Origin of the sequence: Amycolatopsis sp., assembly GCF_035546795.1 — a bacterium.
Taxonomy (GTDB): domain Bacteria; phylum Actinomycetota; class Actinomycetes; order Mycobacteriales; family Pseudonocardiaceae; genus Amycolatopsis_E.
This window is the reverse complement of the sequence record NZ_DASZWC010000071.1, coordinates 15,142-41,667: the sequence shown is the minus strand read 5'-3', so window position 1 is coordinate 41,667 and position 26,526 is coordinate 15,142. Positions and strand designations below refer to the sequence as shown.

Sequence of the window (26,526 nt, the reverse complement as noted above, 5' to 3'; positions counted from 1 at the left end):
TGTGTGCACCCCACCCTCGCCCCGATCTTCGAGTGTTCGCGGTTGCGGGATCGGGGCGAGGGAGGGGCGTGTGGGGCACTCGCTCCGCATCGCCGGGCGGCGGTTTGGCGTTACGTGGCGACGACCAGGCGGTACCCGACATCCAGAGTCTCGCACTCAAGCAGGTCACGGTGGCGCTCGTGCCAGGTGCCGGTGGCCAGGTCGTCCGTCAGGCGCGCGATGGCCGGCCGGACAACGGAATCCGGCAGTGCGGCGACGCCCGACATGCCTGCTCGGACACCCGCGTCGAGGTAGCGGTCCGGGCGTCGCCAGTACGCGGCGAGGAAACCGTCCGAGCAGTCCCACGGGACCTCGACCGCCTGGACCTCGACGCGCCGGCCGTTGCGGGACAAGGCATCGACGATCCCATCCACGGTGTACAGGGTCCGCTCGCGCTCGGCGATCTCGGGGAGGTACCCGGCGGTCAGCCAGTATCGTGCCATCACCTCACAGTCCCAGGTGAACACAACCTGCCGCCCCGCCACGCGGCGCAGTTCGGCGAGTCCGGCCTGCGGATCGCGCCAGTGGTGGACGGTCAGCACCGCGAGCGCGACGTCGAACCGGCCGGTCGCGAACGGCAGGTGCTCTGCGAACGCCTGCACGGCAGGAGCCGAACCGGGCGGCCGCTGCAGCAGCATCGTGGCGGATGGCTCTACGGCCACGACGCGCCGATCATCCGGCTCGTACGAACCGGTGCCTGCGCCGACATTGACCACCGACGCCGCATTCCCCAGCGCCGCCTGCACCTGAGCCGCGATCCGCGGGTCCGGGCGGCGCACATCGGCATAACCATTCCCGAGCGCGCGGTAAGGATCGGTCATCGCCCGGGCCTGAGCGTCGCGTACAGGACCATGTCCACCCGCGCACCGCCGATTTCCTGGTGGCGGCGCAGCAGACCTTCCCGTTGGTAGCCCGCGATTTCGGCGGTGCGAGCCGACGCCAGGTTCCATGGCTCGATGTACAGCTCGACCCGGTGCAACCCGGGCACCGTCCATGCGAAACCCGTCAGTGCGGTCAGCGCCTGGGCCGCGACACGGCGGCCGCGGGCGCGCGGAGCGACGGAATACCCGGCCGACGCGCGGCCGGCGGCGATCGGGCCCAGGTTCAGGCCCGCGGTGCCCAGCGCCTCGCCGGTTTCCTTGTCCGCCACGCAAAACGAGTAACCCGCCCCGTTGACCAGCCGGTCCGCCTGCCTGTCGAGATAAGCGAGCGCGCCCGCTTCGTCGGTGTGCGCGGGCAGGGTGCCGATCTTGGGCACATAGGGATCAGTCGACAAGTCCAGCAGCATGCCCACATCGCGCGGCTCGAACGGGCGCAGGACCACGCTCCGGTACGATGGCGCGGTGGCGGGCAGTTCCAGCGGAAGCATCCACCAATCCTGCCCGCCGGCACCGGCCACCCGCGACTCCATTTCCGGGTAGGTTCGCACCGTGCCGCAATTCGAAGCCAGGGACGGGGCAAAACTCGCTTACCGGGAAACCGGTGCAGGCAGTCCACTGATCCTCTTCCACGGCTTGACCTCGACCGCCACCATGGCCTGGATCGACACCGGGCACGCCGAAGTCCTTGCCACCCGCGGCCACCGGGTGATCATGCCGGACCTGCGCGGCCACGGGGACAGCGTGCACCGCCATGCCCTGCCTGACGCGCTCGCCGACGACGGGCTCGCGCTGGTCGAGCACCTCGGCCTCGACGACTACGACCTCGGCGGCTACTCGCTCGGTGGCCGCGTCGTGGCCCGGATGCTCGTGCGGGGTGCCACGCCCCGGCGCGCGATCGTCGGTGGGCAGGGCACGCGGCAGCTGGCGGGCGAGGGCGGCGGCGCGGGCGATCTGGTCCGGCACGTCGCCGACGGCACCGTGGGCGCGGAGTCCCCGATGGCGCAGTGGCTGAAGAAAAGCGGCGCCGACGTCACCGCTTTGGTGCACGTGCTGGACTCGCTCGTGCCCACCGGCCCCGCGGACCTCGCGGCGATCCGCGTGCCCACGCTCGTCGTGGCAGGGGAGCAGGACACGCGCGCGGCCTCGGCCAAGGATCTCGCCGAAGCGCTGCCCAACGCCACGTACGTGACCATCCCCGGCGATCACGGGAGCGCCGCGGCGAACCCCGCGCTTGCCGAAGCGATGGCGGACTTCCTCGCCCGAGGTTAATCCTTTTTGGACAGTTCGGTGGCCTCGGTCTCGATCCGCACCGCGCAGTCGCGCAGCGTGGCGTTGAACTTCGCGACCTCGCCCGGCCCCAGCGCACTCGTCACAGTAGTGGTGACCTTGTCCACCTCGTCGCTCATCTCCCGCAGCACCCGGCGCCCCAACCCGGTGACGGCGAGCGAGATCGCGCTGTTGTTGTGCGGATGCGGGCTGCGCTCGACGAACCCCCGCTTCTCCAGCTGCGCGACGATGCGGGTCATCGTCTGCGGCCGCACGTAGCACCGCCGCGACAGTTGGCCGAGCGTGAGATCGGGCCGGTTGGCCAGGATGCGCAGCGCCACGTAGCTGGACATGGTCATCTCCCACGGCCGCAGCCGCAGATTGCCGATCCGCTCCACCGCCCGTTGCAACCGGGTGACGGCGTCGAGCAGGTAGCCGGCCTCCTCCACCGTCCCGTCGCCGGACGCGTCAGGTTCTGCCACCAGCCCAGCGTACAAGCCACACCTACCAGGTGAAGCTCAGCGGCCGGGCGGACTCGCCCGCGACGGGGACCGGCCCCGCGTGCCGCACGAACCCCTTCGCGGGCGCGCCCGCCTCTCCGGCGAGCCAGTTCGCCGCGTCGACGAGACGGGGCAGGTCGATCCCAGTCGGCACCCCGGACAGTTCCAGCAGCTGCACGGCGTCCTCGGTGCAGACGCCACCGCCCTGGGTGCCGGGCATGGCGGGATGACCACCGCTGCCGGCGAGCGAGGTGTCGATCGTGCCGACGCCCAGCTCGACGAGCGCGGGCAGCGCCGCGAGGCCCATCCCGCGCCCGTCATGGATCTGCACCGTGAGCTGCCGGCCGGGAATGTGCACGAGCGCGGCCTCGACGAGTGCGCGGATCTGCGGTGGCGCGGCGTATCCCGAGGAATCGGCCAGGATCCAGTGGTCCACGCCGAGGTCGAGCAGCCGCCGGGCCAGCGGTTCGAGCTCGTCGGCACCGCGCGCGGGCCCGGTCGGCCCGCCCCACGCGAAGATCACGTACGTGCCCAGCACGATTTCGCGGTCCGCCGCGAACGCCGCCATCCGGCCCAGCTCCGCCAGTGAGTCCTCGGTGGACCGGCCGATGTTGGCCCGGGCGAACTGTTCGTCGGCCGAGAGCAGGAAGTACGCGCTGTCCGCGCCGGCATCCGCCGCGCGGGCGAGGCCGCGGACGTTGCCGACGCAGCAGTCCAGCGTCAGCCCCGGAATCCGCCGCACCCCGGCGAACACCTCCGCCGCGTCGGCGAGGCCCGGCACCAGGTCCGGGCGCACGAACGAGGACAGTTCGAACGAGCGCACCCCGGCGCCGGTGAGCCGCCGCACCAGTTCGAGCTTCACCTCGGTGGGCACGCGATGGTCCTGGAAGGTCAAACGTGGCGCGATTTCCCGGATACGCACGATCGGCTCCTCAGGCATGGCGGGTCGGTTTCAGACCGGCGGCCTGCGCGTCCCACGCCCCGTCCCGGCCGAGCTCCCGCAACGCGTTCTTGCGGATCTTGCCGGTGGGGGTGACCGGCAGCTCGGCCACCACCAGGTAGTAGCGCGGCACCATGAAATGCGGCATGGACCGGTCGCAGTGCTCGAACAGCGCGGGCAGATCCAGCTCCTGTCCCGGTTCGGGCTGCAGCACGGCGAGCACTTCGTCCTCGCCCAGCTCCGACGGCGTCCCCACGGCGGCGGCCGCGACCACGCCGGGATGGCTCAGCAGCACCGATTCCACCTCGTGCGAAGAGATGTTCTCGCCGCGGCGGCGCAGCGCGTCCTTCTTGCGGTCGATGAAGTAGAAGTAGCCGTCTTCGTCGGTGTAGCCGAGATCGCCGGTGTGCCACCAAAGATCCCGCATCGTCGCCACCGTCGCGGCCGGATCGCGGTGGTAGCCGGAGAACATGATGTTCGTGAGCTTCGGCCGGTAGACGATCTCGCCTGCCTGCCCCGGCGCGGCGGGGTTGCCGGACTCGTCGTGCACCTCGAGGATCGATGTTTCGGTGGGCAGCCCCATCGAACCGACCTTGCGTTTCTGCAGTGGGTTGTAGAGCACGTTCTTGATCTCGGTCAGCCCATAGCCCTCCACGATGTGCACGCCGAACCGTTCCTCGAACGGGTGCAGAATCTGCGGCGGAGCCGGTGCGGCGAACAGCTTCCGTGCCTCGTGCTCACGGTCGCGTTCGGACGGTGGCTGCGCCAGCAGCATCGGCAGGATCGAGCCGAGCGCGTTGAACTGGGTGACCCGGTGCGCGCGGAGCTCGTCCCAGAACCGGCTGGCGCTGAAACGGCGGCCCAGCACCAAGGTGGCGCCCGCGTGGAAGCAGTGCATCGAGATGTTGATCTGCGCGGCGCCATGGAACAGCGGCAGGCAGGTGTAGAGCCGCTCCTCCGCGGTCGTGCCCATCTGCATCGCGCATTCACGCGCGCCGACCAGCGGCATCAGGTTCGGGTAGACCACGCCTTTGCTCCGGCCGGTGGTGCCGGAGGTGAGCATGATCGCGAACGGGTCGTCCGGCGCGACGGCCGGCAGCGGCGCGGACGCGTCACCCGAGGCGAGCAGCTCGCGCCACGTCAGCACCCGCACCCCGGCCGGAACGCGCCGCGGTTCGTCGAGGAGCACGACGGTCCGCAGCGTGTCAGGGAGTTCCGGCAGCTCCGCGACGAGTTCCAGCAGCGCAGCCTCGGTGACGAGGATGCGCACGTCGGTGCTGCGCAGGGCGTGGTCGAGGAACGAGCCCTTGTACGCGCTGTTGACCGGCACCTCGACCAGCCCGGCCCGCGCGGCGCCGAGCACGGTGTACAGGTATTCGGGCCGGTTGGGCAGGAACACGCCCACGGAACTGCCCTGGGTGCCGCCGGCCGTGAGGAGACCGCGGGCGACCTCGGTGGCGAGCGTGTCGAGTTCGCCGTAGGTCAGCTCGGTTTCGCCGGACACGAGGGCGGTCTTGCCCGGGTGCCTGGCCGCGCGGTCGGCGATCAGGCCGCTCACCGTGCCGTCGGCGAGATCCCGCGTCATGCCAGCTCCTTCTTCACCCGTGCCAGGAATCCTTCGAGCGCCGGATCCCACGCCGCCTCCGCGCCGGTGGTCACCAGGAACGCGCCGACCCCGAGCTCGCGATAACGGCCCAGGGTGTCCAGGATGCGCTCTTCGGTGCCGACGAGCGCCTGGGAGTTGGCGAAGCCACCCAGGAGTTTGGTCAGCCCGGTCCAGAAACAGTCGTCGTGCAGCTCCTCGTCGGTGAGTGCCAGCGCCCGTTCCCGGCCCACCGACGTGTCCGCCGACGACGACCGCAGGAACTTCGGCGTGCCCGCCGCTTCGGCGATCCGGCGTTCCACCGCGCGAGCCTGTGCCCACGCATCGTCGTCGGTTTCGCCGACGAACAGGCGCAGGCTCAGCGAGAACCGCATCTCGCGGCCGTAGCGCCCGGCCGCCTCCTGTACCCGCTCGATGCGCTCCTTCGTGCCCGCGAACGGCTCACCCCACAGCATGTACAGATCCGCGTGCCGGGCACCGAAATCCACGGCGTCGTCGCTCTCGCCGCCCATGAAGATCGGCACCTCGCCCTGCACCGGTTTGGTCAGGATCTTGACCGCTTCGGCGGTGTAGTACTCGCCGTGGTGGTCGAACGGCTCGGTCGCGGTCCAGGTGCGCCGGACCACGTCGAGGTATTCGACCGCGCGCCGGTAGCGTTCGGCCTTGGGCAGGTTGTCGGACTCGCGGCGGAGATCCTTGTCGGAACCGCCGACCACCACGTTGATCGCGAGCCGGCCGCGCGCCAGCACGTCGAGCGTGGCGAAATAGCGGGCCGCGGCGACCGGCGGCATCACCCCGGGCCGGTGCGCGACGATCGGCGAGAACTTCTCCGAAGCCGCCAGCGCGAACGGCACGGTGGCGTGGTTGTGCGGCCAGGTCGACGAGTAGCCGACGAGCACCCGGTCGATCACCTCGGAGCGGTCCAGCTCGCGGATCCGCTCGAGCATCGGCCCCGGATCGGTCTCGCCGGGCTCGAGCGGCTGCAGGCCGGTGAAGAAGTCGACCATCTTGTCCTCCTCAGTTTTCGTTGACAGGGAAAGGAAGTTGGCGCTCGGCCCGGGCGTAGTGGTCCGGGCGGCGAGTGCGCAGCTCCGCGCGTGCGGTCGCCAATGTGTGCGGGCCGAGCGTCAACCGGGCGGAGACCGTCCACTCGCGACCTTCGTGCCGTTCGACGCGCGCCAGCGCGGTCAGCGGTCGTTCGACGGGGACCGGCCGCAGGTACTGCACGGACAGCGATTTCGTCACCAGCCGGGGCTCGCTGCGCAGCGCGGCGACGTTCAGCACGTCGTCGAACATCGCCGCGGTCCAGCCGCCGTGCGCCACAGCCGGTCCGCCTTGCCAGTGGCGCGGGCAGACCACGTCGAAGCGCGTCGCGCCGTCGTGCTCGTCGGCGATCTTCACGCCGAGCCTGCAGACGCCCTCCGCGGCGCAGCCACCGCACAGCAGATCCGGCCCGATCGCGAAATCGTCGTTGTCAGACACGGCTTTCCCCGCTTGCGAGGAGAGCTTTGACCACCGGATCGGCCACTTCGATCGTGCCGCGGCGCAGCGTCTCGGCACGGCGCGCGACGGAGCGGTCGAAGGGCACCCGCACAGCGGCACCACCTTCGACTGGGCGCGTCGCGCGCAGTGTGTCGGCGAATCGTGTCACCCGCTGCCGGTAGTCCGTCGCGTCGGTGAGCGCGGCGGGATCCATGAGCAGCACGAAAAATCCGCAGTCCGACAGGCCCGGCGGATCGGCGGCGGCCCCGGCCAGCATGCCCAGCAGCTGCACGACCATCGCCAGCCCGGACCCCTTGTGCCCGCCCCACACGGTGAACGCGCCTTCGAGTGCCGCGGCGGGATCGACGGTCGGCGTGCCGCTCGCGTCGAATGCCTGGCCCGGCAGCAGTTCCTCGCCGAGCCGTTCCTTGAGCATGACTTCGCCGTACATCACCGAGGAGGTTCCGATGTCCCAGATCACCGGGGTGGGGCTCGCGGGGAACCCGAACGCGATCGGGTTGGTGCCGAACCTGCCTTCGGTGCCGCCGTGTGGCGCGACCGCGGCCGGGCCGCTGCCCGCGATCATCCCGGCGAGCCCGGCCGCGGCCGCTTTTTCCAGATAGTACGAGAACATCCCGGTGTACCAGGTGTTGTGCGCGCCGACGACGGCGATCCCGTGCTCGCCCGCCTTGGCGATCGCCAGGTCCAGCGCCCGCGAGGCGACGACGTAGCCTACCTGGTCACCGCCGTCGAGCGTCGCCGAGACCGGGGTTTCCGCGACTGTCCGAATAGGACTCGGGCGAGCCGGTGCGGCGCGGACGCGTTCGATGATCGACAGTGCGCGAGCGAGGCCGCCGAAGGACAGGCCGCGGAGCTCGCAGTCGAGCAGGTGGTCGGCGATGATCGCCGCGTCCTCTTCGCTGTGCCCGGCGCCGGTCATCGCGGTTTCGGCGAGCGCGCGGGCATCCGAAATGGACAGTGTGGTCATCGGCCTGCCTCCAGGGGAAGGGCGGGGGCGGGTTCACTTGCGGTCCGTCGAGCGAGTGCGATCGCGGCGACAGTGCTCACGGCCGCCGCGGCGATGAGCAGGTAGGCGGGTGAGCGAGGATCGCCCGTCGCCTCGACGAGCGCCTGGCAGACGAACACCGCCGAACCGCCCAGCACGGCCACGACGACGTTGTACGACAAGGCGACGACGCTGCCCCGGACCCGCACCGGCACGAGCTGGATGTAGGTGATCGGCGCGGCGCCCGAGTAGAACGCCGGGCCCGCGGAGAGCGCGGTCGTGCAGCAGATGACCAGCCACAACGGCGGTGCGGTGGAGAGCGCCGCGAACAGGGGATAGGTCACCACGAGCACGACCAGCGACGTGCCGAGCAGTACGGGTGCCTTGCCTTTGCGGTCGGTCATCTTCCCGCCCGCGACCACCAGGAAAAGCCCCGCGAACAGCGCGACCGCGATCACCGCCGTGGCGGTCAGTGTGGACAGGTGCTGCTGGATGAGGTAGTTCTGCAGATACGTGTAGACCATGTAGAAGCCGATCACGTGCAGCACCGAAACCCCGGCGATCAACAGGATTCTGGCCCAGGGCGCGGAAATCTTCGCCGGCGCCGAGCGGGCGGCTTCGAACTCCGGCGTCTCGCCGAGCCTGCTGCGCAGGTACAGCCCGACGGCGCCGATGGGCAGCGCGAGCAGGAACGGCACCCGCCAGCCCCAGGCCAGCATCTGCTGCGCGGTGAGCGCGGCGTTGAGCGAAAGCACCACCACGGCGCCGATGAGGAGCCCGGCAAGGCTGCCGACCTGGACGCGGCTGGACAACGCCCCGCGCCGGTGCGGCGGGGCGAACTCGGCCACGTAGATCAATGCTGTCGTGTACTCGCCACCGGCGGCCAGTCCCTGGGCGAATCGTAGTAGCACCAACAGAACCGGGGCGGCGATGCCGATGGTCGACGTGGCGGGAAGCAGGCCGATGACCGTGCTCACCCCGGCCATCAGCAGCAGCGACGCGACGAGCGCGGGCCGGCGGCCGAGCCGGTCGGCGAGCGGGCCGAAGACGAGCGCGCCCGCCGGCCGGGCGAGGAAGGCGGAGCCGAACACGGCGAACGAAGAAAGCAGTGCCGTGCCGGGGCTCGCCGCGGGGAAGAAGATCTTGGCGAGCACGGTGGCGAGGAACCCGTAGACGGCGTAGTCGTAGGTCTCCACGGTGTTGCCGATGGCGGCGGCGAGGGTGGTGCGTCTGAGGGTGCGGGCCGAGGGGTCGGTCATACTGCGCCGTTCGTTACCAATCCGGCCACGGTCACGGCGGAATCGGCTGCGCACAAAACCGGCCGGTGCTCGATTGTGTCCGCCTGCTTTTGCTCGGATTGGTAACATGCCTCTCCTTTGAGGTTTGCCGGGGTCAGGAAGCGAGCCGCCCGTAGTGGCTGCGGAAGAACAGCAGGGGTGAAGCCGTGGTGTCGGCCGCGAGTTCGTCCACGCGGCCGAGTACCAGGTGATGGTCGCCCGCGTCGTGGATTTTCTCGATCGTGCAACCGATCCAGGCCGTGACGCCGTCGAGCACGGGGTCGCCGTGCGGGCCGGGCCGCCAGCTCAGGTCCGCGAACTTGTCCCCGCCGGAGGCCGACAACGCCCGGCACACCGGTTCCTGGCCGGCGGACAGGACGTTCACGCAGAAGGTGCCGTGCGCGGCGATGGCGGGGAACGTCGACGAGGACTTCCCGGGCAGGAAGGCCACGAGCGGCGGGTCGAGCGATACGGACGTGAACGACGAAACGGCCATCCCGACGGATTTTCCGGCGCTGTCGCAGGCGGTGATCGCGACGACGCCGGTGGGGAAGTGACCGAGCACCGACCGGAACCGGGCGGGATCGGGCCGAACTGTAAGCATGCTGACACCATAAATCGCGGCCGGCCAGAGTGCAAGCATGCTTATACTTTTGCCATGAGTGAAGACCGAGTTGCCCGCGCGCTGCAGGCGATGCGGGCCGGGCGTCCGGTGCTCGTGACCGACGCCCGTGACCGCGAGAACGAGGGCGACGTTGTGCTCGCCGCCGAAGCCGTGACCAGCGAGTGGATCGGGTGGACGGTCCGGCACACGTCGGGTCTCCTGTGCGCCCCGATGACGCCGGTCCGGGCCGCCGAACTGGCGCTGCCGCCGATGGTGAGCCGGAACCAGGACCCGCGTGGGACCGCGTACACCGTCACGGTGGACGCGAGAACCGGCGTCTCGACCGGCATCAGTGCCGCCGATCGCGCGCGCACGCTGCGGGTGCTCGCCGATCCCGGTTCAGGCGCCGCGGAACTCGTGCGGCCGGGGCATGTCCTGCCGTTGCGGGCGCGGCCCGGTGGGGTGCTCGAACGGCCGGGGCACACCGAAGCGGCCGTCGACCTGTGCCGCCTGGCGGGACTGCGGCCCGTCGCCGCGATCGCCGAACTGGTGGCCGACGACGGGTCGATGTTGCGGGGTGCGGGGGTCGAGGAGCTGGGGCGCAGGCACGATCTGCCGGTGCTGAGCATCGCGGAGCTGATCAGCCACCGCACGCGCTATCCGCTGCCGGATTCACCGCGCGTGGTGCGGATGGCGGAAGCGGAGCTGCCCACCGCGTACGGCCGGTTCCGCTCGGTCGGCTACCTCGACCTGCGGACGGGCGCCGAGCACGTGGCCCTGATCCGCGGCGGCGCACCGGTACTCGCGCGGGTGCATTCGGAATGCCTGACCGGGGAATCGCTGGGCTCGCGGCGTTGTGACTGCGGACCGCAGCTGGCGGAATCGTTACGTCGCATCGGTCGTGAGGGCGGTGTGCTGGTGTATCTGCGCGGGCACGAGGGGCGCGGGATCGGGCTGGTGAAGAAGCTTGCCGCGTATGGGCTGCAGGACGAGGGCCTGGACACGGTGGACGCGAACCTGTCGCTCGGCGAGCCCGCCGACGACCGCGAATACGGTGCGGCGGCGGCGATCCTGCGGGATCTCGGTGTGCCGGAGGTCCGCTTGCTGACCAACAATCCGGCCAAGATGCGTGATCTCGAAGCCGGTGGAGTGTCCGTTGTGGAGCGTCTCCCGCTGACCGTCGGCGCGGTGGCGGCGAACATTCCTTACCTGGCTGCGAAACAGCTGCGGATGGGACACCTGTTGGACGTACGCGAGGTCTCTTAGAGTCGGGCCGTGACGCTTTTCGAAGTCAGCACGGCCATCGCGGCAGCTCCGCGGCGTGTCTTCGATGTCTCCCTGGAGGTCGAGACGCATACCGCGTCGATGGGCGGTTCCGGTGAACGAGCCATCGCCGGGGTCACCTCCGGCCGGCTGCGGCTCGGCGACACGGTCACTTGGGAGGCCCGGTATTTCGGGCTGCGCTGGCGGTTGACCTCGCTTATCAGCGCCTGCGACCCGCCCGGCTACTTCGTCGACGAGCAGGTGAAAGGTCCGTTCAAGCGGTGGCGCCACGCCCATCACTTCGAGCCCGATGGGCACGGGGGCACGGTCATGCGCGACATCGTCGAATTCGCGGCTCCGCTCGGCCCGCTGGGCGCTGTCGCCGAGGTCGTCGCGCTCAACCGGTACCTGCCTGCGCTCATCAGGCTCCGCAACGAGCACGTCAGGGCCGTCGCCGAGGCAGGCGGCTGACGTCAGCCCGCGTCGGCCAGTTCGTTGGCCTCGTCGATCTCAGCCATGTGTTCCTCGGCCCAGGCCCGGACGGCGGCGAGCGGTTCGTCGAGGGAGAGGCCGAGGTCGGTGAGCCGGTAGTGCACGCTCGGCGGGACGGTGGGCTCGACGCGGCGCGTGACCAGGCCGTCGCGGATCAGGCTGTGCAGGGTCACCGACAGCATCTTCTGTGAGACCCCGGGAATCCGCCGCCGCAACTCGGCGAAGCGGACTTCGTCCGGGGCGGCTTCGGCGAGCACCTTCACCGCCATCGAGGTCCATTTCGTGCCGATGCGGTCGAGCAGCCGGCGGGTCGGGCACGCCGGGTCGAACAGAACACCGCGCCGGGAGGTCACCTGGAGCTCACCACCTGTGGGGAAAGTGCCGTCTTGGCGACGGCCATTCGGTTTCCTACGGTTTGCAGGTAACCAATGGTAACCACAGGGGGAGACTCATGCGCCGGATCGAGACCAATGGCATCCACACCTACGTCGCCATCGCCGGGAGCGGGCCCGCCGTCCTGCTGCTGCACGGATTCCCGCACACCTGGCGGCTCTGGAGCGAGATCATCGGCCCGCTCGCGGCCGATCACCGGGTCATCGCGCCCGACCTCCGCGGCCTCGGCGCCGCCACCCGCGCCGAGGCCGGCTACGACGCGGCCACGCTCGCTGCCGACGCCGAAGGCATCCTCGACGCGCTCGGCGAACCGGACGCCGCCGTGGTCGCGATCGACGCCGGTGTGCCGCCCGCCTTCCTGCTCGCACTCGGCCGGCCGGAGCGGGTCCGCAAGCTCGTGCTGATGGAATCCCTGCTGGGCAGGCTGCCCGGCGCGGAGGACTTCCTCGCGGGCGGCCCGCCGTGGTGGTTCGGCTTTCACGCGGTGCCCGGTCTCGCCGAGACCGTCCTGACCGGACACGAGGCCGAGTACCTCGACTGGTTCCTCGCCGCGGGCACACTCGGCGCCGGGGTGCCGCCGGAAATCCGCGATGCCTTCGTCGCCGCCTACACCGGCCGCGAATCCCTGCGCGCCGCCTTCTCGCACTACCGCGCCATGCCGGTCAGCGCGAGCCAGATCGCCGACGCCGCCACCGGGCTCACGGTGCCCGCGATGACGATCGGCGCCCACCCGGTCGGCGACGCCCTGGCGCGGCAACTGCGCCCGTTCGCCCCGGAACTCACATCGGCCGTCATCCCGGACTGTGGGCACGTCATCCCGCTGCACCGGCCGCGCGAACTGCTCCGGCTGCTGCGGCCGTTCCTCGCTGTATAACGTTTGTTACGCCTGTCCATTGTGGAGCGTGGGCGGTCGGCGACACCTGCCGGACCGCTCGGGCTACGGTTGCCGGGTGAGCGCACCTGTCTCCGCGCGGCGGCGGTTCGGGCCCCCGGTCCTGATGGGCGGCGGGCTCGCGATGGTCGGTGCTGCCGGGTACGCGTTCCTGGCGCTGTCCGGCCACACGCTTTCGACCGGAGACGCCGCGGCGGTCGCCTCGCTGTACCTGCTGATCAACATCATCGGGCCGGGCGTGTTTTCGGCGCTGGAGCAGGAGACGAGTCGGACGATCAGCGCGGGCGCCGCCGGGGCTGCCTTCCGGCGCCGGGCCGCGCGTGCGGGCGCGGGGCTGCTGGCGGTGGTCGTCGTGCTGCTGCTGGCCGCGTCGCCGGTGCTGGTGCCGGCGGCCTTCGGCGGACGGTCGGCGCTGCTGGTGGCGCTGATCCTGGGCTCGGCCACGTCCGCCGCCGTGTATCTGGTGCGCGGGCTGCTCGGCGGGCAGCGCCGCTTCGGTGGCTACGCGGCGACGCTCGCGGCCGAGGGGCTGGGGCGCCTGCTTCCTTGTGTCCTGGTCGCGGTGTTCGCCGCACCGGGCGGTGCCGTCTACGGACTGTTGTTCGCCGCCGGATCGGCCTTCGGTGCGCTGGCCGGGCTGCCGGTGTTGCGGGGCGGTGCGGCCCTGCCGGTGGGGGAGCCGTCGCCCACCGGGATGACGCGCGCGATCTACGTGCTGGTCGGTTCGACACTGCTGGCGCAGCTGGTCGCCAACCTCGGTCCGGTCGTGGTCTCCGGGCGGCTCACCGCGGACACCGCGACGGCGGCCGCGTTCGCGTCGGCTTTCGTCCTCGTGCGGATCCCGCTCTTCGTCTTCGCGCCCGTGCAGGCGATGCTGCTGCCGACCCTCACCGCGGCGGCCACCCGTGGCGATTTCGCCGATTTCCGGCGCAAGCTACGCCTGATCCTGAGCCTGGTCGCGGCGGCGGGGTTCGTCGGCGTGGTCCTGTCGTTCACGCTCGGTTCCTGGGCGGTGCGGGTGTTCTTCGGCGCGCGCGTCGCCCTGCCGGGCAATGTGCTCGGGCTGCTCGCGCTGGGCACGATCGCGCTCATGGTCGCGCAGGTGCTGCAACCGGCGTTGGTGGCGACGGGTCTGCACCGCGCGGCGACCGTTTCCTGGGCGGTGGGCTCGGCCGTGCTCACCGGGCTGCTCTTCCTGCCCGGCAGCCCACTCTGGGCGGCGGTCACCGCACAGATCGCCGGCTCGGTCCTCGTGGTCGCCGGCATGACCGTCGCGCTGGTGCGCGCCCAAAGCGGGAAAAAGCGGTGATCTAGACTACGGCGGTGGGGAGAGAGCCGCCCTTCGGGCGGGTACTGATCATCGTTCCCGCCTGGAACGAGCAACGGTGCGTGGGTGGCACGGTCGAGGAGATCCGCGCCGCGCTGCCGGAGTTCGACGTGCTCGTGGTGGACGACGGATCTGCCGACGGCACAGCCGAAACCGCCCGCGCGGCCGGTGCCGCCGTCCTCGAACTGTCCTACAACCTCGGGGTCGGCGGCGCGATGCGCGCCGGGTTCCGGTACGCGCTGCGCCACGGGTACGACGTCGCGGTCCAGGTCGACGCGGACGGGCAGCACGATCCGTACGAGGTGCCGCTGCTGCTGGCGAAACTGGACGAGGCCGACGTGGTCATCGGCACCCGGTTCGACGGCCAGGGCGAGTACCGCGTCCGCGGCCCGCGCCGGTGGGCGATGGTGGTGCTGGCCAAGGTGATCTCGCGGCTGGCCAGGACCAGGCTCACCGACACCACGTCCGGCTTCAAGGCCACCGGCCCGCGCGCGCTGCCCCTGTTCGCGCAGTACTACCCGGTGGAATACCTGGGCGACACCATCGAATCCCTGGTGATCGCGGTGCGCGCCGGCTGCCGCATCGCGCAGGTGCCGGCCCGGATGCGGGCCCGCCGCGACGGCATCCCCAGCCACCGGCCGTGGAAGGCCGGGATCTACCTGTTCCGCGCCGGGTTCGCGCTGCTGCTCGCGCTGGTCCGCCGCTGGGATGTCACGGTGGAGCAGGCCATCGTCACCGCGGAAGACGGGAGGGCGGGATGAGTTCCTATCTGGTGGGCGTGCTCGGCAGCCTTCTCGTGCTGGCCGGCATCCTCGAACTGCTGCGGCGGCGCCAGCTGAGCGAGAAGTACGCGGTGCTGTGGCTCGTGGTCGGCGTGGTCGTGCTCGTGCTGACCATTTTCCCTGGCCTGCTGACGGCGCTGGCCAGGGTGACCGGCGTCGTGCTGCCGGTGAACCTGCTGTTCTTCGTCGCGATCATCTTCCTGGTGTGCGTCGCGCTGCACCTGTCGTGGGAGCTGTCGCGGGTGGAGAACGAGACCCGGAAACTGGCCGAGGACCTGGCGATCCTGCGACTGGAATTCGACGAGTACCAAAGGAAACAGCGGCATGACGGCGGTTGACATCCTGATCCCGTACTACGGCGACGAAGAGCTGCTGCGCGTCGCCGTCTCGAGCGTGCTGGAGCAGGACGATCCGCGCTGGCGGCTCACCGTGGTGGACGACTGCGACGTGCCCGGGGTGGCGGACTGGTTCGCCGGCCTCGGCGACGACCGGGTCCGCTACCTGCGCAACCCGGAAAACCTCGGTGTCACCGGGAATTTCAACCGCTGCCTGGAGCTGATCGAGCAAGAGCTCGTGGTGCTGATGGGCTGTGACGACCGGCTGCTGTCGAACTACGTGTGTACCGTGCTCGCCGCCCACGAGGCCGTGCCGGAGGCCGGCATCATCCAGCCGGGGGTGCGGCTGATCGACGGCGAGGGCCACCCCACCCGCACCCTCGTGGACGAAGCGAAGCGGCGCGTGTACGCGCCGAAGGTGCGCGGCAAGCTCCTGATGTCCGGGGAACAGCTGGCGCTCAGCCTCGTCCGCGGCGACTGGCTGTATTTCCCTTCGCTGTGCTGGACGGCGAGCAGCCTGAAGCAGGTGCGTTTCCGCGAAGATCTGCGTGTCATCCAGGATCTGGCGCTGATGCTGGAGCTCGTCATCCGCGGCGAGAGCCTGCTGGTCGACGAAACCGTGTGCTTCGAATACCGGCGGCACGCGGCGAGCGAGTCTTCCGCGACGGCGCAGTCCGGTTCGAGATTCGTCGAGGCCGGGCGTTTCTTCGCCGAAACCGCGGAACGGCTGCGCGAACACGGCTGGACCCGCGCCGCCCGCGCCGCGCGAAGGCATGTGTCGTCACGATTGTTCGCGCTGACACTGCTGCCGGGCACGCTGCTCGCACGGGAGCGGGAATCGGCGAAGGCGCTGGCACGGCACGCTTTCGGGCCCGGCACTGATCCGACCGGAAGTAGGCGGACACCAACCGCGGCGGATTTCCGCCGTGGCTGTAGTCGGATCAGTGACGATCGGCACGGTAATGTCCCCGCCGTGACCACTCCCGGATCCACCGACGGCGCCGATTACACCGATCGGCTCAAGCAGCTCGAACAGCCGTTGTGGAAACGGGTTCTCGACGTGCAGGCGCCGTACCGCTGGAATGTGCGGCGGTTGTTCGGCGAACGCGAAGTGCTCGACGTCGGCTGCGGGCTCGGCCGGAATCTGGCGCACCTGGCGCCGCGCGGAATCGGGGTGGACCACAACGAGCATTCGATCGAGGTGTGCCGCGAGCGCGGGCTGACGGCTTTCACCACCGCGGAATTCGGTGAGAGCGAGTACGCGAGCCCCGGCCGGTTCGGCGGGCTGCTCGCCGCGCACCTGATCGAGCACATGCCCCGGGACCAGGCGGTCGAAGTGCTGGCCGGCTACCTGGACTACCTGGCGCCGGGCGCGCGCGTGGTGTTCATCTGCCCGCAGGAACGCGGCTACGCCACCGACAGCACGCACGTGCAGTACACCGATTTCGACGGGCTGGCCGACGTGGCGGAACGGCTGGGCCTGGTGGTGGAGCGGCGGATTTCCTTCCCGCTGCCCCGGGCCGCCGGGAAACTGTTCCCCTACAACGAGTTCGTGCTCATCACGCACAGGCCGTGAGCCGGTAGAGCTTCAGCGGCCCGTCGGAGTCGACAAGCCGGAAGCCCGGCCTGCCACCGGGATCGGCCAGCCCAGGGAATTCGTGCACAGCAGATGAATCCGGCCAGAACAGGCTGTCGGTGACGACGAGGTACCGCACGCCGAGGCGGTCCGCCGCGCCACATACCGCCGGATCGGTGGCGGCGTCGACGAGATGCGCCGAAAGGTATTTCTGGTCCGGTGTGGTGTTCAGGGGGAAATGTGGCACGAGCACCGGCCTGTCCTCCAGCGCCCACAGCAGCACGCTGCCGTTCCACGGATTGCCCGCCACCCGCGCACCGGCCGGGATCTCCTGCTGGATACGCGCGAAAAAGGCGCGTTCCCGGCTGTCGAGCAGCCTGCTGCCGGGTTTCGCGGCCGCTTCCGTGTAATGCCCGGCCAGCACCGAAACATGGCTGCGCACGTAGAGCCCGCCGGTGACGGCGAGCAGTACCACGCCGAGCCCGGAAGTGATCAGCACCGGCGGAAGCTTCGGCAGGGCGCGGCGGATCAGCTGTGCCAGCACCAGGATCGCGGCCACGGCGAGCGGCACGGCCGTGATCGGGACCATCGCGGCGAGCCGGTGCGCGTCGTTGTACCAATAGCCGGTGAACTTGTACGTGGCCGGCGTGTTCACCCCTGCCGTGAGCACATACAGCACGGCCGAGAGCACCTGGCCGCCCACCAGCCAGCGCATTCCGCTCGTCCACAGTGACCGGACCACGCCGATGAGCACCAGCGCCGACAGCACCCACAGAGAGTCGTAGCCGTTGGTGGCATTGCGGAAGACCTCGCCGATCGCGTCACCCGGCGTGGTGAAGGGCGCCCACGGCATTGTGCGCACGGTGGCGAACAACGGGGTTGTCGCAGCCCACCACCAGCCGAGCAGGAAAACCGCTACCGCCACGGCGATTTCGGCGATCCCGCGCCAGGTGCGCCGCTCGCCGTGCAATCGATGGGTGCGCCGGATCAGCGCCGTGCCGACCGGGAAGATCGACAGTACGACGATGCTGAACAACACGTTCGGGTGGCCGAGCGCGAGCGCGACCACCACCACCGGCACCAGCAGCAGCGCCCGGCCACGGCCGAGCATGTCGTCCTTTGCCAGGCCACACAAGGAAAGCACCACGGCCAGCGCGGCCGGGGCCAGCGACATGCCGAGCAGATTCGGCCACAGCACGCCGAAACTGAGCAGGCCCCACGGATACGCGCTGAACCCGATCGCGACCACACCGGTGACGGCGAGCGCGGCTGGGGAGCGGCCGAAGATCTGCCGCGCCAGGAACACACACGACAGCGGCCAGATCAGCAGCGCCACCGCGGCGGCGAACAGGTTCGTCGCCACCGGGACCGCGCTGCCGCCGCTCAGTACGACGAGCGAAACGAGATCGTGCCAGGCGCCGGGATAGAACGTGTTGGGCATGCCGGGCGTGCCGAGTGCGCCCAGCGTCAGGGAAGAAGCGTCACGCGAGTCGACGATCCACGCGACCGCGTTGTAGTGGAAGACCGCGTCGTAGGTCTGGGAAAGTGAGTCCGGCTCCCCGAAACCGCGAGCCAGCGTAAGCGCGCCGAGTATCCCGGCGGGCACCAGCCCGAGTATCGCGGCGAGAGTCACCGAGCGCGGATCGCCCTCGCGGGCAGGTGCCCTGCGCCGCAACAGAAAAGACACCGCGCCGGTCAACACGGCCAGCACCACGAACACCACCGCGACCAGCCAGACCGACCAAGCGACGCCGATTTTCTGTGCCACCACGGCCAGCGCCGCGGCTCCGGCCACTGTCACGATGGGCGCCGTCGCCCAGGCCGCGAGCCCGCGCAGCCCGGCCGCGTAGGTCACCAGCAACCCCGGCACGAGCAACCACGCCACACTCACGAGGCCGACCGGCACCGCCTCGAACCAGCTCATCGGTATTTCCGTCCCCTGCACAAAACACTGCCCGGGCCCCCGGAGGCACCGGGGACCCGAGCAGACTATTCGATCTAGTTCGAGCTGTAGTAACCGAACACGTCGGCGATGACGTGGACCGTGCCGAACCGGTTGTAGAAGTCGATCGCACTGCCGTTGACCGCGGTCACGACCGCGTTCGGAATCGTCTGTCCCTGCACGAAGTTCAAATTGGACGAGCTGGGACGGGCGACACCGGACGGATAAACGGTCAGGAACCCGCCGTCGGTCGACTCGGTCGCCGTCACGTTCAGCACGAGCGCGGCGGCGGTGGAGAGTGGACCGGCGTTACCCGACCCGCTGGTGTCGGTCAGCGGGAGCTGGAGCACCGAATCGGTGCCGACCGGGTTGCTGGACGACACTCCCTGGCCGCTGCGCGTGTCGAGCAGGCGCTGCGGGGCCGACGTGTGGAACTTGTACCCGGTGCCACTGCTGGTGAAGTAGCCGAAGACGTCGGCGATGACGTGGACGGTGCCGAAGCGGTTGTAGATGTCCACGGTGCCGTTGGCGCCGACGGGGACGATGACGAGGTTCGGGATCGTCTGTCCTGCCACGAAGTTCAGGTTCGACGACGCCGGCCGTGTCTGTCCGTCGGGGTACAGCGTGAGGAATCCGCCGTCGGTGGACTCCGTCGCGGTCACGTTCAGCACCACCGCCGTAACTCCGGTCGAAGGCACACCGTTGGAGCCGGTGACCGGCAGCTGCATCGTCGCCCCGGTGCCCAGCGGCGTCTTCGTCGGCACGCCGATAGCCGAACGGGTGTCGAGGACGCGAGCCGGCGTCAGCGGTTGGTACAGGCTTCCGCTGCCGGTCGAGTAGTAGCCGAAGACGTCGGCGATGACGTGGACGGTGCCGAAGCGGTTGTAGATGTCCACGGTGCCGTTGGCGCCGACCGGGACGGTGACGAGGTTCGGGATCGTCTGTCCTGCCACGAAGTTCAGGTTCGACGACGCCGGCCGCGGCTGACCGTCCGGGTACAGGGTCAAAAATCCCGAGTCGGTGGGCTCGGTGGCGGTCACGTTCAGGACCACCGCCGTGACACCACTGGACGGCACACCGCTCGTGCCCGTCACGGGCAGCTTCAGCGTCGCACCGGCACCCAGCGGTGCGGTGCCGGAAGTGCCGAGTGCCGAACGAGTGTCGAGAATGCGACCTGGGGCGACAGGACTGAACGAGCTACCCACCGAAGCGGGCTTCGCCGCACAGAGCGGTTCGACGAGGTTCGCGGCGTTCGGCGTGCCGAGGCCGGTCGCCAGGTCGTAGCCCGTGCCTGCCGCGTACAGGCTGCCGGTGTAGCCGGAGGCCGACAGCGCGTTGCTGCCGGACGTGATGTCCTTCAGCAGGCTCGCGTGCTGGTACAGCGCCGGGTTCACCAGCCCGACCGCGCCGTTGGCGGCGCAGGAGTGGCTGGCGTCCGTGAGCGCGAGGATCGCCGCCCACAGCGGAGCCGAGCCGCTGGTGCCACCGATGATGGTCCAGTACTGGCTGGCTCCGTCCTGGCCGTTGGCGATCAGGTATCCGGTGTTCGGATCCGCGACCGCGGACACGTCGGGTACCTGCCGGCACGTCGCTCCCGACGCGGCACCACAGGCGTCGCTGTATCCGGCGCCCTGGACCGTGCTCTGGTAGTTCGCGCTGCCCGAGAGCTGGCTGTACTTCGACACGCCACCACCGCTCGCGCCGGTCTGGGTGTTCCACGTGCTCTGGCTCGCCGAGCTGCTCGTCATCCGGGTGCCGCCGACAGCGAGCACGTTCGGCTGAGCTGCCGGGTCGTCGGCGTTGAGCTGCGAGTCGTACGGACCGGTGTAGCCGTAGTGGTAGCAGCCGGTCGAACCGGAGTCACCGGACGCGGCGACCACTGTCTGGCCCTGTGCCGCGGCCGCCGCGAACACGTTCGCTTCGGCGCTGCGCAGCGACGGGTCCCAGTCCTGCAGGTCCGCTTCGCAGACGCCCCAAGACGTGGAGATCACCTGCACCGTGTCGTCGGTGACCATCCGCCGGTAGGTGTCGAGGTACTGGGTCGAGTTCGCGTTGTCCGGCCCCTGGTAGACCGTGATCCCGATGCCCGGGGCGAGCCCGGCGAGCACCTCGATGTCCAGCGCGGACTCCAGGCCGACGCCGGTGTTCATGTCGGCGGGCAGGGTCGGGCCGCCGTCCACCTTCACCGCGGAGACCGATGTCTTGACGCCGAAGCACTTTTCGAACGCCGCGACGTCCGCGGTGGAGTAGTTCTCCAGCTCGAAGACGCCGACGTTCACGCCCGCGCCGTTGTTGCCGTACTGGCTGTACAACGGCGAAGTGTTGTACACCGAACTCGCCGCGAGCGACACCGGCTCCCAGTAGTCCACGGTGTCGGTGACCCCGTTGGAGGTCAGCAGGTTGTGGATGTCCGAGCAGTAGCTCGCGGTGGTCACGTTGGGCTGGACGGGGCTGCCCTGCGTGTTCGCGGGCGCCGCCAGCCTCTTGCCCGCCCCGGTGTTGTGCGGTTCGGGGTCGACGAAGTCGTTCAGCCCGACGATGCCGGTGACCGCTGTCGCCGCGTTCGAGGGCAGCTCGGCCGGGGCGGTGTTGGCGAACGTGGTGCGGCCGTCGTGCAAGCGGTACCCGGCGAAGCTGACGTGCAGCGCCTTCGCGGCTTCACCGAGGGTGGTGTGCACGGGGATGGACAGCCCGTCGGCGCTCACCGGGTCCGGGTTCAGGCCTTCGGCCTTCAGCGCCGCCGTCACGGTGTCGATCGAACTCTGCGCAGGGCCGAATGTGGCCGCGAACTGGCCCTTCGGCAGATATTGGTGGTACTGCGGGGATCCCGGGGTGGACACGGCGGTGACGAACGCGTTCAGCGCGGCCGGGTCGCGCGGGCTGAGCTCCACGCTGAGCTGCACCTGCTGGTTCGCGTCCGGCGACGCGAGCCGCACGGCGTCGTGCGGTACGACAGGGGCGGAGCCGACCGGGCGGAGCTCCGAAGCCGCGCTCGCGGCCGGGACCTGGGCGATCGACACACCCAGTGCGATCGCCGCCGCGACGGCCACCCCCACCGGTCTGTGCCGACCGGTTCTGCTGGCGACAGAAAGCGCCACTGAAACCTCCTCGATGAACGGACAGGGAGTCACACAACCCCCGAGCGGGCACGGGAAGGCGGGCACGGCGAAGCGTCCTGACGTGGTTCGGGACAGCCCTGAACCACGTCCCCCAGATGTGTGACGGGCCGGAGGGAAACTAACAGCCGGGCGGGCCGGCTGTCTCCCTTGCCGGATAACGATTTCCGCTCTGCCGCACCCGTGCGGGGAGGACACTGGAGAAGCGTTTCATGAACCGAGACCTCGTCACTGACATCCCCCGACACCAGCAGAGCCCGATGATCATAGCGCCGGGAATGCCAGGGATACCAGGAAAATCCTGAGTGCACGGAAATTTCGAATGGTATGTTACTTACCGACTTGCACCTCGTGTTCGGCCACCGTCCACGCACGCGCCTGGTCGCTGATCGTCACGCCGAGGCCGGGGCGCGAGGAGATGTGCATCCGGCCGCCGTCGATCTCCAGGTGTTCGTCGAACAGCGGGTCGAGCCATTCGAAATGCTCCACCCACGGCTCCCGCGCGTACGCGGCGGCGAGATGGATGTGGATCTCCATCGCGAAATGCGGCGCCAGCTGGAGGTTGTGGCCCTCGGCGAGCGCCAGCACCTTCAGGAACTGGGTGATCCCGCCGACGCGCGGCGCGTCCGGCTGCACGATGTCCGCGCCGCCGGCCCGGATCAGCTCCGCGTGCTCGGCGACGCTGGTGAGCATTTCGCCGGTGGCGATCGGGGTGTCGAAGGTGCTCGCCAGCCGCGCGTGCCCGGCGAAGTCGTAGGCGTCCAGCGGTTCCTCGATCCACACCAGGTTCAGTGGTTCGAAAGCGCGGCACATCCGGCGGGCCGTGGCCCTGTCCCATTGCTGGTTCGCGTCGACCATGAGCGGCACGGAGTCGCCGATCCTCTCCCGCACCGCGGTGACCCGCGAGAGGTCGGTGGCGTGGTCGGGATGGCCGACCTTGATCTTGATCCCGCCGATGCCGCTTTCGACGGATTCCCCCGCCCGCTCCAGCACTTCTTCGATCGGCGAGTGCAGGAAACCCCCGGAGGTGTTGTAGCAGCGCACCGAATCCCGGTGCGCGCCGAGCAGTTTCGCCAAGGGCAGCCCGGCCCGCTTCGCCTTGAGATCCCAGAGCGCCACGTCGAACGCCGCGATCGCCTGCACCGAAAGGCCGCTGCGGCCCACCGAAGCGCCGGCCCATACCAGCTTGTCCCAGATTTTGGCGATATCACTGGGATCCTCGCCGATCAGCACCGGCGCGATCTCCCGGGCGTGCGCGAACTGGCCCGGCCCGCCGGCCCGTTTCGAGTAGCTGAAACCGACGCCTTCCAGCCCGGACCCCGTGCTGATCTCGGCGAACAGCATCGCCACCTCGGTCATCGGTTTCTGGCGCCCGGTAAGGACTTTCGCGTCGCTGATCGGGGTGGCCAGCGGCAGTGTGACCGAGGACAACCGCACGCCGGTGATGCGGTCGAGGGTGGCCGAGTCGGTGATCACGGGGTTTTCTCCGTTTCCGGGAGGTCGAATTCGATGCGCCGGCTGCGGCCCAGCACGGCGAACGCGGGCAGGGCGAGCACGCCGTGTGCCGCGACGAACCACAGCGCGATGTCGAAGGAACCGGTGGCCTGCACGGTATAACCGATCACGATCGGCGTGACGATACCCGCGATGTCGCCGAACCCGTTCATGGTGGAGCCGACGAAACTGGTCGCCTGCGGTGGCGCGATGTCGGTGGTGATGGCCCAGCCCAGCGAGCCGAGCCCCTTGCCGGAGAACGCGAGCGTCATGATCGCGATGATCAGTGCGCTCAAGTCGGTGAAACTGCGCAGCGCGATGCTCGTCGCGAGCGTCATTCCCAGCACCGAAGGGATTTTGCGCGCGGCCGTCAGCGACCTTCCCCGGCGCAGCATCCCGTCGGAGACGAAGCCGCCCGCGAGCCCGCCGGCGAATCCGCACGACGCGGGCAGCGCGGCGACGAACCCGACCTCCAGCAGCGACAGGCCGCGCCCCTTGACGAGGTAGACCGGGAACCAGGTGATGAAGAAGTACGTCAGCGCGTTCACGGCGTACTGCGAGACGTAGACGCCCCACAGTGCCCGGGTGGCGAAGATTTTCCTTACGGTGCGCGAATCCAGCGGCGCCCGCTGCCGCACCCGCGCCGCGGCGTCCCGCTTCTTGGGCGCGTCCGGATCGACCAGCGCGCCGCCGGAAGTGAGCTTCGCCAGCTCGTCCTCGCTGACCCGGCGGTGCCGGCGCGGAACGTCCGTCCAGCGCAGCCACACCACGGTCAGCACGAGGCCGAGCGCGCCGAGGAGCACGAAAACCCAGCGCCAGCCCCATTCGTGCGTGATCCAGCCCATGATCGGGGCGAACAGCGCCGTCGCGAAGTACTGCGCGGAATTGAACACCGCCGTCGCCCGGCCGCGTTCGGCGGTCGGGAAGCAGGTGGCGGCCACCCTGGCATTGGCCGGGAACGCCGGGGATTCGAACACCCCCAGCGGTAGCCGGAGCGCGAACACGATCGCCACCGCGATCACCACCGGCGTGGTGATCAGCCCGACGAGACTGATCGCCGCGGTCACCACCGTCCACAACCCCAGGCTCAGCGCGTACATCCGCCGCGCGCCGAAGCGGTCCAGCAGCATTCCGCCCGGCAGTTGCGTCACCCCGTAGGCCCAGCTGAAGGCGGAGAAGATGTAGCCGAGCTGGACCGTGCTGAAGCCGAGCTCGGCCTGGATGCTGCCGCCGGTGAGGGAAAGGCTGCTTCGGTCGGCGTAGTTGACCGCGGTGATGACGAAAATCAGGGTGAGTACGAGATAGCGGGCCGGGATCCGGGCGGCCGTGACAGTCTTCGCCGGGGCGGTACTCGTCTCGGTTTCCGGCATCGTTGTCCTCCTGCGTTGGAGCTTCTCAGAAGGCTAGGACGCCGGAACCATGCCCGTCCAAGTCTGTTTCAGCATGGGGTGATGCCCTGGGGGTATCGGCTCAGCCGAACCGGCCGGTCAGCGGTGCCAGCGCTTCGAGCACAGTGGACAGTGCCGGGCTGGTCGCCGGGTTCGGCCACACCAGGTGCAGTTCCACCGGGGCTTCGGGCAGCTCGGCCAGCTCCACCCAGGCGACCCCCTCGACGTGCATCCGGGTGGCCGACTCCGGCACGAAAGCGATGCCACGGCGGGCGGCGACGAGCCAGATCATCGTCTGGATCTGGCTGACCGAGTGCGCGACGTTGTCGTGCACGATCGGCAGCAGCCCGACGATGAGGTCGTAGAAGTACCGGGCCTGGTCCGCCGAGGGCATGATCAGTGCTTCGGCGGAGAAGTCCGTGGCGCTGACGGGGCGCCCGAGGTTCGCCAGCCAGTGTCCCTCCGGCACGCACAGCACGAGCCGTTCGCGGTGCAGCAGCCGGGAAAAGCAGAATTCGCGGTCGAACGGCGGGCGGGCCAGCCCGAGATCCAGTTCGCCGTTGGTGAGCGCGGCCATCTGGTCGTTGGTGACCCGCTCGGACAGTTCCAGGCGCAGATCCGGCAGCTTCGCGCTGATCAGGTTGAGCGCTTCGCCGAGCACGCCGAACGCCGCGGCCCCGGTGAACCCGATGCGGATCGAGCCTGCCTCACCGGCCCCGATCCGGCGGGCGAGATCGGGCGCGCGTTCGGCCAGCATGAGCAGGCGCAGGGCGTCGGCGAGGAACGCCTGGCCCGCGGCGGTGAGCTGGACGCCGCGGCTGCTGCGCACCAGCAACTGCGCCCCGATGGTCCGCTCGAGTTTCTGGATCTGCCTGCTCAGCGGCGGCTGGGTGATCGACAACCGCTCGGCGGCGCGGCCGAAATGCCGTTCCTCGGCGACCGCGACGAAACCGCGCAGCTGCTCGAAGGAGAACATGCCTTGACGGTATCAGCGGCGGTCCGGCAGGGGGTGCACGAGCATCACTGGACGGACATCGCCTCACTTCCCTTCGGTGGCGACGAATTCCTGCCGTTGCCTGCCCAGCCCCTCGATCTCCAGCTCGACGACGTCCCCCGCGCGCAGATACGGGAACCGGCCCGACAGCGCCACGCCCTGCGGGGTGCCGGTGAGGATCACGTCGCCCGGTTCGAGCGCGAGGGCCCGGCTCAGCTGCCACACCAGGTATTCGACGCCGAAGATCATGTCCTTCGTGCTGGAGTCCTGCCGCGGCTCCCCGTTGACCCAGCTGCGCAGCCGCAGGTTCGCGTGGTCCACCTCGTCGGCGGTCACCAGCCACGGGCCGAGCGGGCAGAACCCGGGCGCGCACTTTCCCTTGCTCCACTGGCCACCGGACTCCTCCAGCTGGTAGCGGCGCTCCGAAACGTCGTTGCCCACCAGGAATCCGGCGACGTGCGCCATGCTCTGCTCCGCCGAATCCAGATACAGCGCGCGCTCGCCGATCACCACACCGAGCTCGACCTCCCAGTCGGTGCGCTCGCTGCCCGGCGGGATCGCGACCGGATCCCCTGGCCCGCCAAGGGTGTTCGGCGTCTTCAGGAAGATGATCGGCACCTCGGGCGGCGCCGAACCGGATTCGGCGGCGTGCGCGGCGTAGTTCATGCCCACGCAGATGATCGCGCCGGGACGGGCGATGGGTGAGCCCACGCGCAGGCCGTCCGCGCCGGGCAGCTCGGGCAGTGCACCGGCTTCGGCCGCCCGGCGCGCGGCGGCGAGACCGCCCTGGGCGAGAAAGGCGCCGTCGATATCCGCGGTCACGCCGGAAAGGTCATACGTCCCGTCCTCGGTGATGACGACGGGACGCTCCTGGCCGGCGGGGCCGAGCCGGGCGAGTTTCACGTGTACTCCTCACATCGTTGATCGGGTGGGC

25 protein-coding genes are annotated in these 26,526 nt (G+C 69.8%); 8 read left to right on the top strand and 17 right to left on the bottom strand.

From position 1 onward, the window contains the following. Positions 1–110: 110 nt before the first annotated feature. The gene (locus VHD82_RS35235) at positions 111–860 is read right to left on the bottom strand and encodes a class I SAM-dependent methyltransferase (protein ID WP_325713665.1); all 750 of its coding nucleotides are present in this window, start codon (positions 858–860) and stop codon (positions 111–113) included. Beyond that, on the bottom strand, positions 857–1,450 hold the full coding sequence (locus VHD82_RS35230) for a GNAT family protein (RefSeq protein WP_325713664.1): 594 nt from the start codon (positions 1,448–1,450) through the stop codon (positions 857–859). Before VHD82_RS35230 ends, VHD82_RS35235 begins: the two co-directional genes overlap by 4 nt. 19 nt (positions 1,451–1,469) lie before the next feature. Between VHD82_RS35230 and VHD82_RS35225 the strand changes: the two genes are divergently transcribed. Continuing rightward, positions 1,470–2,189 (top strand): alpha/beta hydrolase, encoded by a 720-nt coding sequence (locus tag VHD82_RS35225; protein ID WP_325713663.1) that lies wholly within the window; start codon positions 1,470–1,472, stop codon positions 2,187–2,189. Here the strand turns inward: VHD82_RS35225 and VHD82_RS35220 are convergent. The 8 genes from VHD82_RS35220 to VHD82_RS35185 form a co-directional block, all read right to left on the bottom strand. Continuing rightward, on the bottom strand, positions 2,186–2,668 hold the full coding sequence (locus tag VHD82_RS35220; RefSeq protein ID WP_325713661.1) for a MarR family winged helix-turn-helix transcriptional regulator: 483 nt from the start codon (positions 2,666–2,668) through the stop codon (positions 2,186–2,188). The genes VHD82_RS35225 and VHD82_RS35220 overlap by 4 nt on opposite strands. A gap of 22 nt (positions 2,669–2,690) precedes the next feature. Further along, complete coding sequence (locus VHD82_RS35215; RefSeq protein ID WP_325713659.1) at positions 2,691–3,608, bottom strand: pyruvate carboxyltransferase; 918 nt, start codon at positions 3,606–3,608, stop codon at positions 2,691–2,693. A 10-nt stretch (positions 3,609–3,618) separates the two neighbouring features. Continuing rightward, the gene (locus tag VHD82_RS35210) at positions 3,619–5,211 is read right to left on the bottom strand and encodes an AMP-binding protein (protein WP_325713657.1); all 1,593 of its coding nucleotides are present in this window, start codon (positions 5,209–5,211) and stop codon (positions 3,619–3,621) included. Then, positions 5,208–6,236, bottom strand: a complete 1,029-nt coding sequence (locus VHD82_RS35205) for an LLM class flavin-dependent oxidoreductase (protein ID WP_325713656.1) — start codon at positions 6,234–6,236, stop codon at positions 5,208–5,210. The genes VHD82_RS35210 and VHD82_RS35205 overlap by 4 nt, the downstream gene beginning before the upstream one ends. Before the next feature lie 10 nt (positions 6,237–6,246). After that, on the bottom strand, positions 6,247–6,711 hold the full coding sequence (locus VHD82_RS35200) for a PaaI family thioesterase (RefSeq protein ID WP_325713654.1): 465 nt from the start codon (positions 6,709–6,711) through the stop codon (positions 6,247–6,249). After that, positions 6,704–7,699: an Ldh family oxidoreductase gene (locus VHD82_RS35195; RefSeq protein WP_325713652.1), complete on the bottom strand. Its 996-nt coding sequence runs from the start codon at positions 7,697–7,699 to the stop codon at positions 6,704–6,706. Before VHD82_RS35195 ends, VHD82_RS35200 begins: the two co-directional genes overlap by 8 nt. Further along, positions 7,696–8,976 (bottom strand): MFS transporter, encoded by a 1,281-nt coding sequence (locus VHD82_RS35190; protein ID WP_325713650.1) that lies wholly within the window; start codon positions 8,974–8,976, stop codon positions 7,696–7,698. The genes VHD82_RS35195 and VHD82_RS35190 overlap by 4 nt, the downstream gene beginning before the upstream one ends. A 133-nt stretch (positions 8,977–9,109) precedes the next feature. Continuing rightward, the gene (locus VHD82_RS35185) at positions 9,110–9,598 is read right to left on the bottom strand and encodes a flavin reductase family protein (protein WP_325713648.1); all 489 of its coding nucleotides are present in this window, start codon (positions 9,596–9,598) and stop codon (positions 9,110–9,112) included. Between the two features lie 54 nt (positions 9,599–9,652). On the opposite strand from VHD82_RS35185, the gene ribA reads away from it, so the two are divergent. Together ribA and VHD82_RS35175 are read left to right on the top strand one after the other, a co-directional pair. Then, entirely contained in the window at positions 9,653–10,864 is a 1,212-nt protein-coding gene (ribA, locus tag VHD82_RS35180; protein WP_325713646.1) for a GTP cyclohydrolase II, read from the top strand. A gap of 9 nt (positions 10,865–10,873) precedes the next feature. Then, on the top strand, positions 10,874–11,332 hold the full coding sequence (locus tag VHD82_RS35175) for an SRPBCC family protein (RefSeq protein WP_325713644.1): 459 nt from the start codon (positions 10,874–10,876) through the stop codon (positions 11,330–11,332). 2 nt (positions 11,333–11,334) lie between these two features. Here VHD82_RS35175 and VHD82_RS35170 read toward each other — a convergent pair whose 3' ends face one another. Then, positions 11,335–11,706 carry a helix-turn-helix domain-containing protein gene (locus VHD82_RS35170; protein WP_325713642.1) on the bottom strand — a complete coding sequence of 124 codons (372 nt, stop codon included), beginning with the start codon at positions 11,704–11,706 and terminating at the stop codon, positions 11,335–11,337. A 98-nt stretch (positions 11,707–11,804) separates the two neighbouring features. On the opposite strand from VHD82_RS35170, the gene VHD82_RS35165 reads away from it, so the two are divergent. From VHD82_RS35165 to VHD82_RS35145, 5 genes are all read left to right on the top strand, one after another. Further along, positions 11,805–12,620, top strand: a complete 816-nt coding sequence (locus tag VHD82_RS35165) for an alpha/beta hydrolase (RefSeq protein ID WP_325713640.1) — start codon at positions 11,805–11,807, stop codon at positions 12,618–12,620. Between the two features lie 76 nt (positions 12,621–12,696). After that, positions 12,697–13,947 carry a hypothetical protein gene (locus VHD82_RS35160; protein ID WP_325713638.1) on the top strand — a complete coding sequence of 417 codons (1,251 nt, stop codon included), beginning with the start codon at positions 12,697–12,699 and terminating at the stop codon, positions 13,945–13,947. A gap of 14 nt (positions 13,948–13,961) precedes the next feature. Continuing rightward, positions 13,962–14,726: a glycosyltransferase family 2 protein gene (locus VHD82_RS35155; RefSeq protein WP_325713636.1), complete on the top strand. Its 765-nt coding sequence runs from the start codon at positions 13,962–13,964 to the stop codon at positions 14,724–14,726. Further along, positions 14,723–15,085 (top strand): DUF2304 domain-containing protein, encoded by a 363-nt coding sequence (locus tag VHD82_RS35150; protein ID WP_325713634.1) that lies wholly within the window; start codon positions 14,723–14,725, stop codon positions 15,083–15,085. The genes VHD82_RS35155 and VHD82_RS35150 overlap by 4 nt, the downstream gene beginning before the upstream one ends. Further along, positions 15,072–16,658 carry a glycosyltransferase gene (locus VHD82_RS35145; RefSeq protein ID WP_325713632.1) on the top strand — a complete coding sequence of 529 codons (1,587 nt, stop codon included), beginning with the start codon at positions 15,072–15,074 and terminating at the stop codon, positions 16,656–16,658. The genes VHD82_RS35150 and VHD82_RS35145 overlap by 14 nt, the downstream gene beginning before the upstream one ends. Here VHD82_RS35145 and VHD82_RS35140 read toward each other — a convergent pair. From VHD82_RS35140 to VHD82_RS35115, 6 genes are all read right to left on the bottom strand, one after another. Continuing rightward, positions 16,642–18,582 carry a DUF6541 family protein gene (locus VHD82_RS35140; RefSeq protein WP_325713630.1) on the bottom strand — a complete coding sequence of 647 codons (1,941 nt, stop codon included), beginning with the start codon at positions 18,580–18,582 and terminating at the stop codon, positions 16,642–16,644. The two genes, VHD82_RS35145 and VHD82_RS35140, sit on opposite strands and share 17 nt — an antisense overlap. A 74-nt stretch (positions 18,583–18,656) precedes the next feature. Next, the gene (locus VHD82_RS35135) at positions 18,657–21,698 is read right to left on the bottom strand and encodes a S53 family peptidase (protein WP_325713628.1); all 3,042 of its coding nucleotides are present in this window, start codon (positions 21,696–21,698) and stop codon (positions 18,657–18,659) included. Positions 21,699–22,046: 348 nt separating this feature from the next. Further along, positions 22,047–23,192 carry an L-talarate/galactarate dehydratase gene (locus tag VHD82_RS35130; protein ID WP_325713626.1) on the bottom strand — a complete coding sequence of 382 codons (1,146 nt, stop codon included), beginning with the start codon at positions 23,190–23,192 and terminating at the stop codon, positions 22,047–22,049. Then, positions 23,189–24,580 (bottom strand): MFS transporter, encoded by a 1,392-nt coding sequence (locus VHD82_RS35125; protein WP_325713624.1) that lies wholly within the window; start codon positions 24,578–24,580, stop codon positions 23,189–23,191. The genes VHD82_RS35130 and VHD82_RS35125 overlap by 4 nt, the downstream gene beginning before the upstream one ends. 100 nt (positions 24,581–24,680) lie before the next feature. Then, a complete protein-coding gene (locus tag VHD82_RS35120) occupies positions 24,681–25,574 on the bottom strand; it encodes a LysR family transcriptional regulator (RefSeq protein ID WP_325713622.1) in 894 nt (297 codons plus the stop codon). Between the two features lie 63 nt (positions 25,575–25,637). Next, positions 25,638–26,495 (bottom strand): fumarylacetoacetate hydrolase family protein, encoded by an 858-nt coding sequence (locus tag VHD82_RS35115; protein ID WP_325713620.1) that lies wholly within the window; start codon positions 26,493–26,495, stop codon positions 25,638–25,640. Positions 26,496–26,526: the final 31 nt, after the last annotated feature.